The following is a 17,328-nucleotide window of genomic DNA, read 5'->3' on the forward strand; positions in this document are numbered from 1 at the left end:
CCTTCAGCGCTGTTCATCAAGTGCCTGGCGAGCGTTGTCGAGCAGTTCGCGTGTGTCGATTCGGTCAGGATGGAAGCCAGGCACGAACCAGAACAGCCCGGCAGGCACGATGCGCGAAAGCAGGCCGGGATTGACGAACAACCACCACTGCAGGCGCAGCCATTCGCGCCAGTTGCGGTGTTGCCGGTCCCCGCGCACGAGGTAATAGGTAAAGTAAGTAAGGTCGAAAGTGAAATACACCGAAAGGCTCGTCATCGCCACCCAACGAAGCAGGTAACGCCGTAGCGGGTTACGTTCCACTTTGCACAGCACGTCATAGGCGACCGCCTTGTGCTCGATCTCCTCCATTGCGTGCCAGCGCCACAGGCGCGCCATCGTCGGGTCGGCGCCTGCCATGAATGCCGGGTTTCGCAAAATCTGCTCGGACAGTATTGCGGTGATGTGTTCAAGGCTGGCCGTCAACGCCAGACGAAAGCTGGCCGGTAATCGCTCGCTTTCCTTTCTGCGTCGCAGCAGCATGCGTTCCAGTTTTTCGACCGGCGCGCCTTGTGCGCCCAGAAGCAGGTTATAGGCACGGTGTTCGCGGATGTGCGACGCCTCCTGATAGACGAAATCGTCGACGGCCTTATCCAGAGCGCTGCCTTTGTCGAGCTTGTGGCGAAAGTGCACCACACTCTCGATGAAGATTTTTTCCCCCTGAGGAAACATGAACGACAGACAATCGAAAAAGCGCGTGGTATGCGTCCGGCCGCCATGCCAGTAGCGCGGGATACTGTCATCGAAGGTGAAGCGTATTGATCGGTGCCTGATCGCCTGCGGGGAGAGCATGGCCGCCGAGCGCCTGGACAGGATGCGTTTGAAGAGCGACATGGGGCTCGGCTTACCGTGATATCAAGGTGCACAGTGTGCCAGACTCCGGCAGGCTTGAAACTGCCGAATAACCATACTGGCGCTAGGGCAGGTATACTTCCGTGCTTTCGAATGTGGTCATTCAGGCGCAGTTATATATGGATATTCACCCGGCACGCCGTTTCGACAAGGCCAACCTGGCTGTGCTGGCGCTGCAGACGCTGTTCTGGGGCACTACGCTTACCTGGCTGTCCAACACCGGCGCAGGTCCATGGAAATGGCTGATCCTGATTCCGTTCTGTCTGGTCATGCAGGGTGTGTTCTCGATGATGCACGAGGCATTTCACAGCCTTGCGCACAGCGACAAAACCGTCAATTACCTGATGATGTGGTGGGCCTCGACCCTGTTTGGGGCATCCGCGACGCTGATCCACATCAATCACCTCGGGCACCACTCACGCAACCGCACACGTGCCGAACTGGCCGATTTTGCGATGCCGGATGAATCGCTGCTGCGTAAACGTTTGGAATACTATTTTGCGGTGCTCGGTGGTATCTGGTTGGCGGCGTTCGTCGGCAGCCTGCTGCTGCCTTTGCTGCCGCCACGTATAGCTGATCGATGGTCGCAGAGCGGTGAGGTCAATACTTACGCCGCAGCATTCAGGGATTTCTCGATCAGCGACTTTCGGCGCATCCGTAAGGAAGTCATCATCGGCATTATCGTCTGGTTGACGTGTGCTTACCTGTTTGGCTGGTCTTGGGAAGTGGTTCTGATTGCCTATATCGCGTTCGGTTTTTCCTGGTCATCGCTGCAATGGGTCTATCACATGCGCACCCCGATAGATGTCGTGGAAGGTGCCTACAACATGCGCGCGCCGCGCATGGTCCGCTGGGCTTTCCTCAACTTCAATTACAACCTGACTCACCACCGCCATTCACAGATGCATTGGCAGCACATGCATGCGGCATCCAATCCAAAGGAAACCCGACCTCTGTGGTTCGGCTGGCTGCAGGTGTTCATGCCTCCGCAGCGACTGCCCGATGACCTGACCCAGCTCGACAAGACCTACTTTTGATGCTTGTGGGTGATGATGTGAAAAGGGCCTTGTGGCGCTCGTTCATGGGCAGTGCTAACGCCACGCTCGATCACTGGCAGCGTCTGTTCGAGCAGCCTGAGGAGTCTCAGCAGCGTTTACTGCTGCGTATGCTGTCGGCTAACCGTGACTGCGCCTTCGGCCAAGCCCATGATTTTGCCGGAATCCGCGATGCCGAAGAGTTTCGCAAGCGGGTGCCGCTACACAGCTATGCCCAATTGCAACCCTGGATCGAGCGTGCGCAGCATCAACAAGGGCCGATACTGACCGCCAGTGCGCCGTTATTCTTCGAGCGCAGCAGCGGCAATAGTGCACTGCAGAAACACATCCCTTATACGCAGGAATTCCTTGGCCAATTGCAGGCTTCCCTGACGGTATGGCTGGCCGATATGTACCGCCAGGTCCCGGAAATTAGCCATGGCAGCGGGTATTGGTCCATGTCGCCGCCCATGCAGCAGCCGGCAATGACGGCCAATGGCATACCGATCGGCAGTGTCAGCGATCTGCAATATCTGCAAGGCAGCGCAATCGCCGGGCTGGCCGGCACATTGCTGATTCCTGAACTGGCCAGCGACGTGGCGCACTGGCGCAGACAAACGCTGCTCGCCCTGATTGCAGATGCCGGGCTGAGCTTTATCAGCGTGTGGAGCCCGACGTTTCTGACCAGCCTGCTACAGCCACTGCTCGACACTGAATCGCCTAAAAGTAGGCAGATAGTTGCTTGGCTTGAAAAAAGGTTGCCGGCAAATCGCCAGAAAGCCTTGCGTCACGCCCTTACTCACGGAGTATTCACCGAGTTGTGGCCTGGTCTGGCGGCGGTAAGTTGCTGGATGGACGGGCCGAGTCGAGTATACGCCCAGCAACTGGCTTCGCTTTTCCCTCAGGCACGCTGGTTAGCCAAAGGATTGTTCGCGACCGAAGGCGTGGTCAGCCTCCCGTTTGGCGAAGGGGCTGGCTGCCCGTTGGCGATAGGCAGTCATTATCTGGAATTCATCGGGGACGACGGGCTGTCAAAAGAGGCTCACTCCCTGCGCATGGGTGAAACCGCGCAAGTGCTGCTGACTACCGGTGCAGGTCTTTACCGGTATGCATTGGGTGATCGGGTGCGCGTAGTCGGTAAGCTCGCCGGGACGCCGCGTGTGGAATTTGTCGGGCGTTGCGCAAGTGCCTGTGACCTGGTGGGCGAGAAGCTCGATGAGCAACTGGTCGAGCGAGCCCTTGCGCAATGCATAGACGTAGCCGACAGCGCATGCCTGATACCCGACTCCAGCAGTACACTGCCGCATTATGTGGTGCTGCTGTGTACCTCAACCACGACACTGGCAAGCATTTGCCGCAATGCGTTGGCCAACAATATTGAAATGGTCCTGCAGCGCTCCTTTCACTATGCACATGCGCGCACGCTGGGTCAGTTGGGCCCGGTGCGTCTGCGTTTTGTCTGTGGGGGGGCGCAAAAACTCGCAGAATTGCTGCAGCGCGCTGCGGAGTCGACGGGTATTCGTGCAGGCGACGTCAAGCCGCGTGCATTGATCAGCCGTCTGGACACGGCTGACGCGCTTCTTGCAATCACGGAAGAATCTGAATGCCCGCAACCTTGATCAGTGAAACCGATACCCGTGACGACGGCACGCGTGAGCAGTGGTATGTGGCGTGCACGCAGAAACAGTTGCGCAAAGGCAAGCCATACAGGGCCAGGATACTCGGCCTGAATATCGTTCTGTTTCGCCAGCGCGACGGGCAGCCCGCTGCATTGCTGGACCAGTGTGTGCACCGTGGCACAAGGCTGTCAGCTGGCAAAATCACCGATGATTGTCTGGTGTGCCCGTATCATGGCTGGCGCTATGACGCGAACGGTCAGGTGGTGCATATTCCCAGCGTAGACGCCAAGCAGGGCGCAGCGAAGTCGCCTGAGTATCGCTACCGACAGCGCCATTTTGCCGTCTGCGAACAGGATGGCCTGGTCTGGGTTTACACCGGCGCGCGCGATGCTCGCCAAACACCGATATTCCGGCTGCCTGCTTATGGCGAACGGCCGTGGCAATCCTATTTCATGATCAACACCTTCGACGCCGATGTCGGCAGTCTGGTGCAGAATTTTCTGGACGTGCCGCACACGGTGTTCGTTCACGAGGGTATTTTTCGCTCCAGCAGTGGTCGAGCCATGGAAGCGACGCTCTCCTGTAAGGCTCAGAGCATCGAGGTTGTCTATCACGACGAAGTCGACGAGATAGGGATGATGCAATGGCTGACCAACCCGGACGCCGAGCCGCTTGTGCATACGGATCGTTTTCTGGCGCCTAACGTGACGTTTTGTGATTACCTGTGGGGAGTGCGCTCAGGCTTCCTGATCGTGAGCCAGATCACGCCTGTCGATGATCGCCAGTCGCGCGTCTACACCTACATTGCCTATCGTTTTCCGATTCCAGCCTGGGTGCTGAGGATATTGCGTCCTTTTATCCATCTGTACACGCACATTGTGATTCAACAGGACGTCAGAATCATTCGGGCGCATCGCGAAGGGCTCGACAATGCGTCTGGTTTCAAGCCGTGCAATGTGCCTGCCGATGCAATCCATGTGGGCGTCGAGCAACTGCTTGCTGCGGTCCGGCGCGGCGAGGCGCTGCCGGAAGCACAGCGCCGCGAGCGGCGGATTCGATTCGAGCTTTGATAGTGCGGTGTTTTAACGGTCTTTCAGCCTCGGCTGCACTGAATCCGCCAGTTGCGTCAGTATCAGGCAGCACGACACCGCGCCTGCATCCAGCACGCCGAGCGAGCGTTCGCCGAGGCGACTCGCCCGGCCTATCTTCGCGATCAGATCGCGGGTGGAATCGCGCCCTTGTGATGCTGCGCTTTTCATTGCATCGAGCGCTGCACTGAATGATTCACCCCGGGCGTGGGCCTGCTCGAAGGCTTCGACGGCCGGAATCAGTGTATCCATCAGGCATTTATCGCCGACGCCGGCTTCGGTGATGTCCTGCAGTGAAGTGAGGCCGCCACGCAGCAGTTTGGCGAAGGCCGCGGCATCGATCTCCTCGCAGCCGCGTACCTGATCGGCCATGCCGATAAACAGGCTGCCATACAGCGGGCCCATGGATCCGCCGATGCCTTCCATCAGGCTCAGGGTCAGCTCATCCAGCGCCTCGGCGAGGCTCAATTGGCGGTCTTCGATGGTACGGCCGCAGTGGGCGAAGCCCTTGGCCATATTGATGCCATGGTCGCCGTCACCGATCGCGCCATCCACTTCGCTGAGGTATTCGCGGTTGGCGACGATCACGCTCACCAGGTCGGCAACGATGGCAGTGCCATGTTGGGTAGAGAATTGCTCGCTCATGGTTCACTCCGCCTGGGTCATGCCGATGGAACGGCAAGGGTGGTCGATCAGGGTTTTCAGTTCGGCGTCCAGGCCAAGCAGCGTCAGGGTTACCCCCATCATCTCCAGCGACGTGAAGTAATTGCCCACGTAGCAACGATGGATTTTCAAGCCCCGAGCCTTCAGCAGACGCTCCACTTCGGCGTAGAACACGTAGAGTTCCATTACCGGTGTTGCTCCGAGGCCTGAAACCAGCACGACTACGCTGTCGTCCACGCTGAAATCCCGGTCGGCCAGAATCGGCGCGAGCATGCGTTCTGCCATGGCCGCCGCAGACTCGATGTCGATGACTTCGATACCCGGTTCGCCATGGTGACCGATGCCCAGCTCCATTTTGCCGTCGGGGATCTGAAAGTTGGGTTTGCCGACCGCCGCGATGGTGCAGGGCGTCAGGCCGATACCGATGGATCGGCATTGATCCACGGCCTTTTGCGCGACACGGATCACACCGTCCAGATCGTAACCGTGCGCGGCCGCAGCGCCGCCGACCTTCCACATGAAAATTTCCCCGGCCACTCCGCGTCGCTTGGCGATATCGGCTTTCGGCGCCGAGGCCACATCGTCGTTGGCTACCACGGTGCGCACTTGCAGGTCTTTGCTGGCGGCCATTTTCATCGCCAGCTTCACGTTCATATTGTCGCCCGCGTAATTGCCGTACAGGCAGGCGATGCCTGCCCCGTGATCGGCCGCGCGAAAGGCGTCGAAAAAGCTCTTGGCAGTAGGCGAGGAAAAAATCTCGCCGACCGCTACCGCATCTACCAGCCCTGGACCGACATAGCCGAGAAAGGCCGGTTCATGACCCGAGCCGCCGCCGGTAACGATACCGACGCGCCCTTGCTCCGAAGGCCGGGTTTTGCTGATGACCCGTGGATTACCGTCACTTTGCGACAGTTCGGGGTGCGCTACCAGAATGCCGCGCAGCATGTCCTCGACCACCTGGTCCGGATCGTTTATCACTCGGTTCATAACGCGATTTCCTGTGTTCTTTTTATAAGGATCGGGCGGATCAGGGTTCCAGAACCACCTTCAATGATTTATCGCCGCGCTCCATGACGGCAAACGCCTCCTTGAACTCCGCCAGGGGAAATTTGTGCGTGACGACGTCGCGCATGTCGATCTTGCGGTTGCCAATAAAATCAATGGCGCGCGGGTACATGTAGGGGCCGAGGTGAGAGCCGAGTACGTCCAGTTCCTTGCGGTCACCGATGATCGACCAGTCCACCGTGGCTTCATCGTTGAATACGCTGAACTCGACAAAGCGTCCGAGTTTGCGCAGCATCGCCAGGCCCTGATTGACGGCCTTGTGGTGCCCGGTGGCCTCTATATAGATGTCGCAGCCGTAGCCGTCGGTTATCTCGCGGATTTTCGCCTGCACGTCGACCTCGGCCGGGTTCCACACCTCATCGGCGCCCATGCGCAGGGCGAGGGCAGCGCGCTCGGGCTTCATGTCGAGAACGATGAGCTTTTTCGGGTTGCGCATGCGTACTGCGCCAATGATCCCGAGGCCCAGTGTGCCGGCACCGGCGACGACTACAATGTCGTCGAAGTCGACATCGGCCCGTTCGGCTGCGTGCAACGAGCAGGCCAGAGGTTCGATGAGAATGGCTTCGTCCGGGGCGATCGAGTCGGGCACCTTGTGAATGATGCCTTCCCTGGTAAAAATCATGTACTGGGCCATGGCACCCTGCACGTTGTTCTGAAAGCCGTAAAGGTCGTGCTTCTGGCACATCCAGTACTGTCCGTGGTTACAGAAGCGGCAGCCCCAGCACGGCACGATCTGTTCGGAGATCACCCGGTCGCCAATCTGCACGCCACGCTTTTCGGCACCAGGGCCTAGCGCCACCACGCGACAGACGAATTCATGGCCGGGAATCATCGGTGGTTTGACGTAGCGAGGCTGCTCGGCATCGCCCCAGAACGAGGGTGCGCCGCGATAGGTCTTGATGTCGCCCATGCAGATGCCACACAGCTCGACCTTGGTCAGGATTTCGTCGGGGCCGGGAGTCGGCACATCCACGGTTTCCAACCGGTAGTCTTCCGGACCGTGGCAGACCACGGCCTGCATGGTTTTCGGGATGACCGGTGAAAGTTGTTCGGCAGTGCGTTCGGTAACGGTGGACATGACGATGAACCTCACGACAGAAAATGAATTACTGGATGCTGTAGCCGCCGTCGATCACTACGTTTTCGCCGGTGATCATGCTGGCGGCGTCGCTGAGCAGGTACAGGGCCAGCCCGGCTATTTCCTCCGGCTGGGCGAAGCGGCCCGCCGGGATCTGCGTTTTGGCCCGTTCTCCGACTTCGCCCGCCCAGGCTTTTTTGCCCAGCGCGGTCTCGACGATGGTGGGCGAGATGGCGTTGACGTTGATGTGCGGCGCCCACTCCATGGCCAGGACTTTGGTCATGCCGACCACTGCGGCCTTGCTCGCGCAGTAGGCGACGTGCCTGTCCAGGCCAATGACCGCGGCCTGCGAGGCAAGGTTGACGATGCGTCCGCTGCCTTGGCCGAGCATGTGTCGCGCACAGGCCTGGGCGACGAAGAAACTGGCCTTGAGGTTGATGTCCAGCGTCGTGTCCCAGGCCTCTTCGCTGACGTCAACAGCCTTGTCCAGCAGGGCAACTCCGGCACTGTTGACCAGATAATCGATGCGCTTGAAATGCTCGAAGACGCTGTCGATGGTGCTGTTGACCTGATCGATCCGGCGCAGGTCGACGGCAATACCGAGGTGCCCGCTGCCCAGGCCGGCGGCAATCTCTGCCACTGCCGGGTCACGGTCCAGCAGTGCGACCCGTGCGCCGCGTGCGACCAGCAGGCTGGCACAGGCAAGGCCAATCCCGGCTGCTCCGCCGGTGATGACCGCACAACGGCCATTGAGATCGAACGCCTTGTTCCAGAATTCAGACATGAAGATGACTCCTGTAGCGCTGTTTTTTTGAAGATTCAAACACGTTAGCTTTTGATTCTGGCCGAAGGCCGTGGGAGCGAACTTGTTCGCGAAGAGGCCGGTATGACCGCCGAAAATGCGTCGTTTGAAATACTGTCTTCGCGAACAAGCGAAGCGTCGCCCGGTTCGCTCCCACGCCCTTCGGGCAGAAGCGGGAATCTCAGACCGGTTACTTGCCGCCGCTGACCTGCTTGTACAGCGCGTCGGCGTTGGCATCGGTGACCGGCACCCACGGCAGGATGTAGTTCTTGTCGGTGCCATCGCCCCATTTGACGTCCTTGGCATAGCGCTCCCAGATCACTGACTGCGGCTTGTAATCCTTCCCGGCCAGGGTGCGAAGCGCGACATCGAGGGCACCCTGGGACTGAGCCTGGGCGTCTTGCAGGAAGGTCGTGATTTCGTTTTTCTTCGCCGCCTGGATGGCGTCAGGCATGCCGTCAATGGAGGTGATCGGCACATCGGCAGGCTTCAGATTGCGGGATTTCACCGCTTGCAGGGCGCCGAGAGCCATGTCGTCGTTTTGCGAAATGATCCCGGAAATGCCGCCGTTCTGATGCGCGTTGAGCCAGTCTTCAGTCAGGGTCTGGGCTTCGGCCCGGGACCAGTTGGCGGTCTTCTTCTCGATGATCTTCATGTCCGGGTGTTTGCTCAGGACCTCCAGTTCGCCTTTTTCCCGATCAATTTGCGCCGATTGGCCAATCGGTCCCTGGATGATTACCACATTGCCTTTGCCCTTGAGCTTGTCGACCATGGCCTGCGCCTGCAGCCGACCACCCTCGACATCGTCGTTGCCGACATAAGGCACCTTGTTGCCGGCAACCCGGGTGTTCGACGCGATGACCGGAATGTCGTTTTCCATTGCCCTGGCCACAGTGCCGACGCCGGCCTTGGTGTCGATGGGCACGAAAATGATCGCATCGTAATGCTGGGTGATCATGGTCTCTATTTGATTGTTCTGGGTCAGCGCATCGTAGTTACCGTCGAACACGGTGATTTTCACGGTGCCATCCTTGACCGCCGGATGCTCCTTGAGCTCACGCACCCAGTTCTGCATGAACTGGCCCTTGAGGCCATACACCGCCGCGCCGATCTTGTAGGTCTTGCCATCGGCGGCCATGGAGATACTGCTGGCAAGCAGGGAGAACGCCGCGACCGCGGCCAGGGATGTACCGAATTTCATGATGAGAACCTCGTTATTGTTGTAGTCAGTCGTTCATGCCGGTTTAGCGTTTTTTCTTGCGCCACACATCAATCAACACTGCAAACACGATGATCAGGCCCTTGGCGACCTGCTGGTAATAGGAGGACACGCCGAGCAGGTTCAGGCCGTTGTTGATTACGCCGATCAGCAGTGCGCCGAACAGCGTGCCGACGATGCTGCCGGTGCCTCCGGACAGACTGGTGCCGCCGATGACCACTGCTGCGATGGCGTCAAGCTCGTAGGACATGCCAGCCTGGGGCAGGGCGGAGGTGGTTCTGGCGGACAGCACTACACCTGCCAGTCCGGCGAGCAGCCCGGAAACCACGTACACCGAAAACATCACCTTGCGTACGCCGATACCAGAGGTGCGTGCGCTCTTTTCGTTGCCGCCGACGGCGTACACGTAACGGCCGTAGGTGGTGTAGCGCAGTACCATCCAGAAAATCAGCGCGACCACCGCGAAGATAATGATCGGCACACCAATCGGGCCGACGCGGCCGATACCCAGCGCCAGGTATTCTTCGGGCAGGTCGGTCACCGGGCTGCCGTCGTTGAGGATGAAGGTCATGCCGCGGGCAATACTGAGCATGCCCAGGGTGGCTACAAACGGTGGAATCGAAAGATTGGCAACCATGAAGCCATTGACCACGCCGAGCATGGCGCCGGCGAACATGCCCGCACTGACTGCTGCCAGCAAACCATAGCCCTGGGTGGCGACCAAGGCGCTGCACAATCCAGCGAACGCCAGAATCGAACCGACCGAAAGGTCGATGCCCTTGGTCAGGATCACGTAGGTCATGCCGACCGCGAGAATGCCGTTGATCGAGGTCTGGCGCAGGATGTCCATCCAGTTGCGCCAGGTCATGAAATATTCGCTGGCAAACGCCAGTACCAGGCACAACAGAATGAACACCAGCGGCAGCCCGAAACGGTCGAGAGACAGGCGCAGGCGGCTGCGTGGAGACGTGGAGGCTGGGGCAATGATGGTTTTGGCATTCATGAGGCAAGACTCAACAGGACTTCCTGGGAAAGATCGGCATCGCTGCTGATAGTCACCAGCCTGCCACCCTTGAACACGGCGATTCGGTCACTCAGGCGCAGCAGTTCCGGCGCTTCTGAAGAGACCACGATGGCGGCTCCGCCAGCGCGTACGAACTGATCCAGCAGGTGATAGATTTCCTGCTTGGCACCTTCGTCGATGCCCCGGGTCGGCTCGTCGCAGAGCAGGCACACCGGTTCGGTCGACAGGCATTTGGCGAGGACGACCTTCTGTTGGTTGCCGCCGCTCATCGACGCGACGGGCAGATCCAGCGACGTCGTCTTGATCTGCAGGCGCTTGACCATGTCTTCGGCCAGCTTGTGTTCCTTGCGGGCATCGATCAGCGACCAGTTCGACAGCTGCCGGTAAGCCGACAGCGCGATGTTGGACAGGATGCTGCCACTGAGTACCAGGCCGCTGTCCTTGCGGTCTTCGGTAACCAGTGAGACGCCCGCGCGAATGGTCGCTTTGGGCAGTCCGACCGGCATTGGCTTGCCTTGCAGGGTGACGCTGCCGGCGTCAGGGGTGGTCAGGCCGTACAGGCAGTTGAGGAACTCGCTGCGACCCGAGCCCATCAGCCCGTAAATACCGAGAATTTCGCCGTGACGCACTTGCAGGCTGATGTCTTCGAACTCGCCGTTGCGGCTCAGGCCCTCGACCTTCAGGCAGCATTCGACCGCGCATTCTCGGCCGACCTTGTGATCTATACGCTGCAATTCCTGGCCGACGATGCCGCGCACCAGGTGGGCCCGGTCGATATCGGCCATGCGTCCGCTTTCGACAAAGGCGCCGTCTCGAAAGATGCTGTAATCGTCGGCAATCTGTGCCAGTTCGCTGAGGCGGTGGGAAACATAGATGATGCCCGCGCCCCGGGCGGCAAGCCGGCGGATGGCCTTGAACAGTGTTTGCGCCTCACGCTCGCCGATGGCCGAAGTGGGCTCGTCCATGATCATTACCGAACAGTCATGGCTGAAGGCCTTGGCGATTTCCACCAGTTGTATCTGCGCCACACTCAGCAAATGCATGGGGCTGGTGGCGTCGACGTCGAATTCCAGTTCGTCCAGCAGTGCACGGGTGCGTCGGTTCAGTTCCTTGCTGTCGACAATGCACCCGGCCCGACGCGGCTCGCGGCCCAGCCAGATGTTCTCGGCGACGGTCATGAAGGGGATGGGTTCCAGCTCTTGGGTGATCATCGCAATCCCGGCAGCCAGGGCATCGCCGGGGCGATTGAACTGCACTGGCTCGCCGTTGAGCAGGATGGTCCCGGCATCGCGCTGGGTGATGCCCATCAGAATGCTCAGAAAAGTGGACTTGCCCGCGCCATTGCCGCCGCACAGGGCGTGCACGCTTCCGGCTCGCAATGAGAGACGCCCGTCACGCAAGGCGGGGATGCCAGCGTAAGCCTTGGTGACGTGTTCAGCCTGGAGCAGTAATGGCTTGGCCATTGGCGTGTCCTCGTGCTGTGAATTCTTATTAGGTGCTGATGCGTTGCTCAGTGAGCATATGTGTACCAAATGAAATTCTGATCAGTCAATCTGTTTCCTGTAAAAGTTTTCAAGTGTTCGTTTAACGGCAATCCTGCGGCAGTTCTGAGCTTTTGTTCAGGATTCGTTGGAAAACTTGCTTGACAGAACCAGGCTAATGTTTCAGAAATGACTGATCGGAATTTCACCGATTGAACATTTGGTCAGATAATAAGACCTCGGCAGCGGAGCCTGATGCCATGAACACACCTTTCCCGGTGGCTATCGGATGTGATGAAGCGGGTTATGAACTCAAGGAATTGTTGAAGCGCCATATCGAGTCGCTGGGTTATCCGGTGACCGATTTCGGTACTCATTCCACGGCACCGGTGCTTTACCCGGACATCGCCCTGGCCGTGGCCACAGCCATTAATGCCGGGCAGCAGCGGCTTGGCGTGCTGGTCTGCGGGACCGGAATAGGCATGGCCATCTCCGCCAACAAGGTCTTAGGCATTCGTGCGGCCCAGGCCCACGACACCTACTCGGCTGAGCGGGCGCGCAAGAGCAACGATGCGCAAATTCTTTCCATCGGTGCACGGGTGATCGGCGCGGAACTGGCGAAAAGCATCGTCAAATCGTTCCTGGAGTCGGAGTTCGAAGCCGCGCGCTCCGGCGCCAAGGTCGAGCGCATCAACGCGATAGAGCGTGACGGGCATCAATAGTCAGTGGACGGGACAGGGCGCGAGTAGGGAGAATGTGCCTTTGACGCCGAAACGGAAGCCCGTCCACATGAGTGACAGTACCCAGCGCATGGCCAGCGACATCGATCTGATGACTGAAGTCGCGATGCTCTATTACCTTGAGAACGTCACTCAGGAAGCCATCGCCAAACGCTTTGACCTGTCGCGCGCAAAAGTCAGCCGACTGCTCAAACGCGCACGCGATGAAGGGATTGTCGAAGTACGGGTGCTGCAGCACCCGGCGATGAACAACGAGCTGGAACTGGCGCTGGTCGAACGGTTTCAGCTGGACAGGGCGTTGATTGCAGTCGACCACAGTGACCCGGATACTCAGCGCTCGGCGGTCGCCAGTCTGGTTGCCAACTACCTCAACAAGACCCTTGGTGACGGCATGATCGTCGCCGTGGGCATGGGCCGCAATGTGGGTGCGGTCGCGGACAACGTGTTCCTGCCGGTGACGCGCAACTGCACATTTGTCTGTGCTATTGGCGGCTCGCTCAAGGCGGGCGAGTACATGAACCCCGACCACATTTGCCGCCGTCTGGCGCTGCGGTTCGGTGGCGAAAGCGAAAGCCTGTACGCTCCGGCGCTGGTCGCCAACCCTGAGCTGCGCAGTATTCTGATCAGCAACGACACTGTGCGCTCGACGCTTGACCGCGCACGGCGTGCCGACATGGCGCTGATCGGCATTGGTGACATGAGCGAAAACAGCAACATGGTGCGCATGGGCTGGTTCTCTCCGCAGGAAATCGCTCAGGCCAGGCTGTCCGGCACGGTGGGCGACATGATGGGCTATGACTTCATCGACATTCACGGCCAGCCTGCGGTCAATGCCATACAGGGCAGGGTAATCGGCCTTACCGTGCAGGAATTGTTTCGTATCCCCGATGTAGTGGCCATTGCCAGCGAAAACACCAAGGCCGCCGCCACGCTGGGCGCCTTGCGTTCAGGCGTGATCAACACCCTGGCAACCACCGTCACCAACGCCCACACCATCCTTGCCCTGGATGACGCGACACGCAAAAACTGACACTACGGACGAAATCCGTGGTCGAAAATGTCGCGGCGCAAGATTGAATAACAATAAAGGGCAAGGAAGATGATTCTCAAAGTGACCGGTATCGTGATCGCGATACTCAGCCTCATTCTGCTGTTAATGGGCGCGCAATTGGTGGCTGCTGGCGGTTCACCGGCCTACTCGGTGATTGCCCTGGGTTTGCTGGCCACAGCAACCCTGGTATTCCTGAAAAGAAAATCGGCGCTTACCCTGTATGCCGTGATGATGTGGGGGATTCTGATCTGGATCATCTACGAAGTCGGCCTCGACAAATGGCAGTGGATTCCTCGCGGCGATCTGTTTGCACTGATCGGCCTTTGGCTGGCCATGCCTTGGGTAGTGCGGCCGCTTTATCAGGCGCGCTCAAGTACCGATAACCGTCGTTTTCACCCGTTGCTTGGCGGAACGCTTGGCGCAATGCTGCTGATCGTGATTGCGCTGATGTTTCACGATCCGTACCCGCAGCAGGGGAGGATCGACAACGTGGCGACCACCCGAAACACCGACTCGGCAGGCAGTGATTGGGCCGCGTATGGCGGAAGCAACGCGGGCCAGCGTTTCTCCAGCCTCGATCAGATCACCCCGGACAACGTAGGCAAGCTGTCGGTGGCCTGGGAATACCACACCGGCGACCTGCGTGATGAGGACAAGGACGCCGGTGAGTACACCTTTGAAGCCACGCCGCTCAAGATCAACGATCGGGTGTACGTGTGCACGCCTCATAACGAAGTGCATGCACTGAACCCGCAGACCGGGCAACTGGCCTGGAAATACACCCCCGAGAAAAAACGCTCGTACCTGCAGCAGCACCAGACCTGCCGCGGCGTCAGCTACTATTCTGCGGCCTCCAGCCCGACTGGCCAGCCACAACAGCCTGCTCAATGCGCCAAACGCATCATTACCGCCACCGCAGACGCCAGACTGGTAGCGCTTGATGCCGACACCGGCAACCTGTGCAGCGACTTCGGCAGCGGCGGTGTGATCGACTTGAGCGTCAACATGGGCACCATCCGCCCGCACGCGCTCATGCAGACCTCCGCGCCACTGATTGCGGGCGAACTGATCGTGATTGGCAGTTCGATCATGGATAACGGTTATAACGACGGCAACCCGTCCGGGGTGATTCGCGCCTACGACGTCATCACTGGCAGGCTGGTGTGGAATTTCGATCCGCAAAATCCGAAAAACACCCAACCCATAGCGGCTGACCAGAGCTATCCGCAGGACACGCCGGTCGCCTGGGCAACCCTGAGCGCCGATGTCAAAAACGGTCTGGTGTACGTCCCGTTCGGCAACGCTTCGCCCGACGAAACCGGCACTCGGCGTAACCCTGACAGCAATACCGAGCAGTTTCGCGATGCGCTGGTGGCTCTTGACCTGAAAACCGGTGCGCTGCGCTGGAGATTCCAGACTTCGAACAACGACCTCTGGGATCGCGATAACCCATCACAGCCCTCACTGCTGGACCTGGGAAAGGACGGCAACCGCCAGCCCGCGGTGGTATTACCGACCAAAGTCGGCAATATTTTCGTGCTTGACCGACTGACCGGCGAGCCGATCGTGCCTGTCGATCAGGTCAGTGTGCGCACCGAGGGTGGTGTCGACGGCGAGCGCTTTGCACCCACCCAGCCGGTCTCGCGACTTAACTTCATTCCTCCCGTACTGACCGAGAAGTCCATGTGGGGGGTTACGCCTTTTGACCAGATGGCTTGCCGGATCGCCTACAACAGACTTCGTTATGACGGCAATCCGTGGACACCGGCCACCGAGTCGGGATCATTGATCTATCCCGGCAACATAGGCGTGTTCAACTGGGGCTCGGTGGCCGTCGATCCTGACCGCCAGGTGCTGATCGCCGCACCGGTACGTCTGGCGTATGTCTACAACCTGATCAAGCGCCCCGAGCAGGCCCAGGAAAAACGTCTGTTCACTCAGGAAGGCAAACCCTACTGGAACGAGAACTTCGACGGGGACTATGCCATCCGTATTTCCAGATTCGCCTCAAGCCTTGGCATCCCGTGCACAGCGCCACCGTGGGGAACCATGGCCGGGGTCGATCTCACGACCGGCAAGACCCAATGGATGCGCCGGGTCGGCACGACCAAAAACCTCAAGACCAGCTTCATGCAGGAGCGTTTCCCGGTTGGCTTTCCAATGGGCATGGTCGCCCATGGCGGTCCGATGGTGACAGCAGGCGGATTGGCCTTTCACGGTGCAACGGCGGATAACTTTTTCCGCGCCTATGACGTCAATAATGGCGAAATGCTCTGGGAGCATGAGTTGCCCGCAGGCGGACAATCCATTCCTTCGACGTATACCGGCAACGACGGCAAGCAGTACGTGGTCATTGCTGCCGGCGGTCACGGATCGCTCGGTACGACATTGGGCGACAGCGTGATTGCCTTTCGGATTGATTGAAGGCAGAGGCGTATGCGCGAGAAGGGCCTCTAATGGCCCTTTTTTCGTGGGGCGTATCGCTGCCCGTCAGGCACCAGAACATGCGAGCTTCAATCACCCGCCATCCAGCGTGCCAGACCATGTCGTCCGCTGACGCCCAGTTTGGCGGTAGCGCGCTTGAGGTAGGTCTCCACCGAACTGTTCTTGACCTTGAGGCGCTGTGCCATTTCAGCCACGGTGCCGCCGGTCAGCAAGCCCAGGCAGACTTCCTGCTCGCGTGCTGAAAGTGTGACCGAGTCCTGTGCCAGCCTGCCACTGAAGGCCTGATCCAGCGAACCAGGTTCCGGCTCGAGCCGCGCGGCGTTGCTGCTGGACTGAGCAAGACTCTGTGCGTGATGCTCGACCAGTGGCAGCAGCGTGTCGGAGAGACTCTTGAGCAAGGACAGCTCAGTCAGGGAAAACGCCCGCAGCGCGGTCAGCCGATAAAAGCAGATGATCAGTCGACGTTCACCGTGGCTGGACACCAGATTGCACTGGTGGGTGTTGTGCTGAGGGTGTTGCGCGCTCAGCGGGGTCCTGAGCTGGACAAGCAGCGGGTCCTGCATGTTCAGAATGCTCGAGAGCAGAGGATGGCCGGTGTCCTCGCTGTGGGGAGGATCATGCTGCAGGCCCGCGCTGCCCAGCAGATTGATACGACTGATACTGCTCTCGCGCAGGTCCAGCGTCCATTCACTGAGGCCAAGCCCGTGAATGGGCACCAGCGAATCCACCAATTGCAGCATGTGCCCGGCAAAAGTGTCGTCGCCTGTACTGGAGACCAGCTTGGCCAGTTGCAGATAAAAGCGTGGGTCGTCGTTGTACTCGAAATGTTGCGCCGTGTTCATCTTGAGCTTTCCTGATTCCGACCGCGCAAAGACGGACCATGTCGACTGCTGCGCGGCAACTACTGATTGCACTTACTGATAAGCCTGATGATGGCACTTGGTCTTTGGGTATTCAGCCTAAGCTTTCATCCTGCGTCTGTAACAAAAAACAGGGACAGGATTGCAATCCGCCGAAAGTGTATCTGCGCTGGCATTTGGCCGTACGGCACTGTCCGGGTTTAAGGGGCCATACACAGCTGGGACGGCAGTGCTTAATCCGCTGCCTACCTGCCAAGAAGGACCTTGAGTC

The 17,328-nt window shown here is 59.2% G+C and carries 15 protein-coding genes; 6 read left to right on the forward strand and 9 right to left on the reverse strand.

Annotated features, from left to right (window positions below; all coding sequences use genetic code 11):
- Window positions 1-3: 3 nt before the first annotated feature.
- A complete protein-coding gene (locus LCH65_RS14315; RefSeq protein WP_003434022.1) occupies window positions 4-870 on the reverse strand; it encodes a metal-dependent hydrolase in 867 nt (288 codons plus the stop codon).
- 137 nt (window positions 871-1,007) lie between these two features.
- Here LCH65_RS14315 and LCH65_RS14320 point away from each other — a divergent pair, with 137 nt between their 5' ends.
- Genes LCH65_RS14320 through LCH65_RS14330 form a run of 3 tightly spaced genes read left to right on the forward strand, consistent with a single transcriptional unit; the run spans window position 1,008 to window position 4,611 of the window.
- Window positions 1,008-1,925, forward strand: coding sequence for a fatty acid desaturase (locus tag LCH65_RS14320; protein WP_003434020.1), 918 nt, complete (start codon window positions 1,008-1,010; stop codon window positions 1,923-1,925).
- Window positions 1,925-3,541: a GH3 auxin-responsive promoter family protein gene (locus LCH65_RS14325; protein ID WP_003434019.1), complete on the forward strand. Its 1,617-nt coding sequence runs from the start codon at window positions 1,925-1,927 to the stop codon at window positions 3,539-3,541. Before LCH65_RS14320 ends, LCH65_RS14325 begins: the two co-directional genes overlap by 1 nt.
- The gene (locus tag LCH65_RS14330) at window positions 3,526-4,611 is read left to right on the forward strand and encodes an aromatic ring-hydroxylating dioxygenase subunit alpha (RefSeq protein WP_003434017.1); all 1,086 of its coding nucleotides are present in this window, start codon (window positions 3,526-3,528) and stop codon (window positions 4,609-4,611) included. The genes LCH65_RS14325 and LCH65_RS14330 overlap by 16 nt, the downstream gene beginning before the upstream one ends.
- Before the next feature lie 12 nt (window positions 4,612-4,623).
- Here the strand turns inward: LCH65_RS14330 and dhaL are convergent, their stop codons facing one another.
- The 7 genes from dhaL to LCH65_RS14365 form a co-directional block, all read right to left on the reverse strand.
- Window positions 4,624-5,274: a dihydroxyacetone kinase subunit DhaL gene (gene dhaL / locus LCH65_RS14335; RefSeq protein ID WP_003434015.1), complete on the reverse strand. Its 651-nt coding sequence runs from the start codon at window positions 5,272-5,274 to the stop codon at window positions 4,624-4,626.
- 3 nt (window positions 5,275-5,277) lie between these two features.
- Entirely contained in the window at window positions 5,278-6,279 is a 1,002-nt protein-coding gene (locus tag LCH65_RS14340; RefSeq protein ID WP_010202455.1) for a dihydroxyacetone kinase subunit DhaK, read from the reverse strand.
- 40 nt (window positions 6,280-6,319) lie between these two features.
- Window positions 6,320-7,435, reverse strand: coding sequence for an erythritol/L-threitol dehydrogenase (locus LCH65_RS14345; RefSeq protein WP_003369582.1), 1,116 nt, complete (start codon window positions 7,433-7,435; stop codon window positions 6,320-6,322).
- Between the two features lie 28 nt (window positions 7,436-7,463).
- The gene (locus LCH65_RS14350; RefSeq protein WP_226439566.1) at window positions 7,464-8,219 is read right to left on the reverse strand and encodes an SDR family oxidoreductase; all 756 of its coding nucleotides are present in this window, start codon (window positions 8,217-8,219) and stop codon (window positions 7,464-7,466) included.
- Window positions 8,220-8,427: 208 nt separating this feature from the next.
- Window positions 8,428-9,438: a substrate-binding domain-containing protein gene (locus LCH65_RS14355; protein ID WP_003434012.1), complete on the reverse strand. Its 1,011-nt coding sequence runs from the start codon at window positions 9,436-9,438 to the stop codon at window positions 8,428-8,430.
- A gap of 43 nt (window positions 9,439-9,481) precedes the next feature.
- Window positions 9,482-10,459 (reverse strand): ABC transporter permease, encoded by a 978-nt coding sequence (locus LCH65_RS14360; RefSeq protein ID WP_003369589.1) that lies wholly within the window; start codon window positions 10,457-10,459, stop codon window positions 9,482-9,484.
- A complete protein-coding gene (locus LCH65_RS14365) occupies window positions 10,456-11,943 on the reverse strand; it encodes a sugar ABC transporter ATP-binding protein (protein ID WP_003434011.1) in 1,488 nt (495 codons plus the stop codon). The genes LCH65_RS14360 and LCH65_RS14365 overlap by 4 nt, the downstream gene beginning before the upstream one ends.
- A 278-nt stretch (window positions 11,944-12,221) precedes the next feature.
- Here LCH65_RS14365 and rpiB point away from each other — a divergent pair, with 278 nt between their 5' ends.
- From rpiB to LCH65_RS14380, 3 genes are all read left to right on the forward strand, one after another.
- Window positions 12,222-12,683, forward strand: a complete 462-nt coding sequence (gene rpiB, locus LCH65_RS14370) for a ribose 5-phosphate isomerase B (protein WP_003434010.1) — start codon at window positions 12,222-12,224, stop codon at window positions 12,681-12,683.
- 67 nt (window positions 12,684-12,750) lie between these two features.
- Window positions 12,751-13,731, forward strand: a complete 981-nt coding sequence (locus LCH65_RS14375) for a sugar-binding transcriptional regulator (RefSeq protein WP_003369595.1) — start codon at window positions 12,751-12,753, stop codon at window positions 13,729-13,731.
- 69 nt (window positions 13,732-13,800) lie between these two features.
- Entirely contained in the window at window positions 13,801-16,176 is a 2,376-nt protein-coding gene (locus tag LCH65_RS14380; RefSeq protein ID WP_226439567.1) for a glucose/quinate/shikimate family membrane-bound PQQ-dependent dehydrogenase, read from the forward strand.
- Between the two features lie 89 nt (window positions 16,177-16,265).
- On the opposite strand, the gene LCH65_RS14385 is transcribed toward LCH65_RS14380, so the two are convergent.
- Window positions 16,266-17,039 carry a helix-turn-helix transcriptional regulator gene (locus LCH65_RS14385; protein ID WP_003369600.1) on the reverse strand — a complete coding sequence of 258 codons (774 nt, stop codon included), beginning with the start codon at window positions 17,037-17,039 and terminating at the stop codon, window positions 16,266-16,268.
- Window positions 17,040-17,328: the final 289 nt, after the last annotated feature.

Origin of the sequence: Pseudomonas sp. MWU16-30316 (genome assembly GCF_020515645.1) — a bacterium.
In the GTDB taxonomy this organism is placed as follows: Bacteria; Pseudomonadota; Gammaproteobacteria; order Pseudomonadales; family Pseudomonadaceae; genus Aquipseudomonas; species Aquipseudomonas cerasi.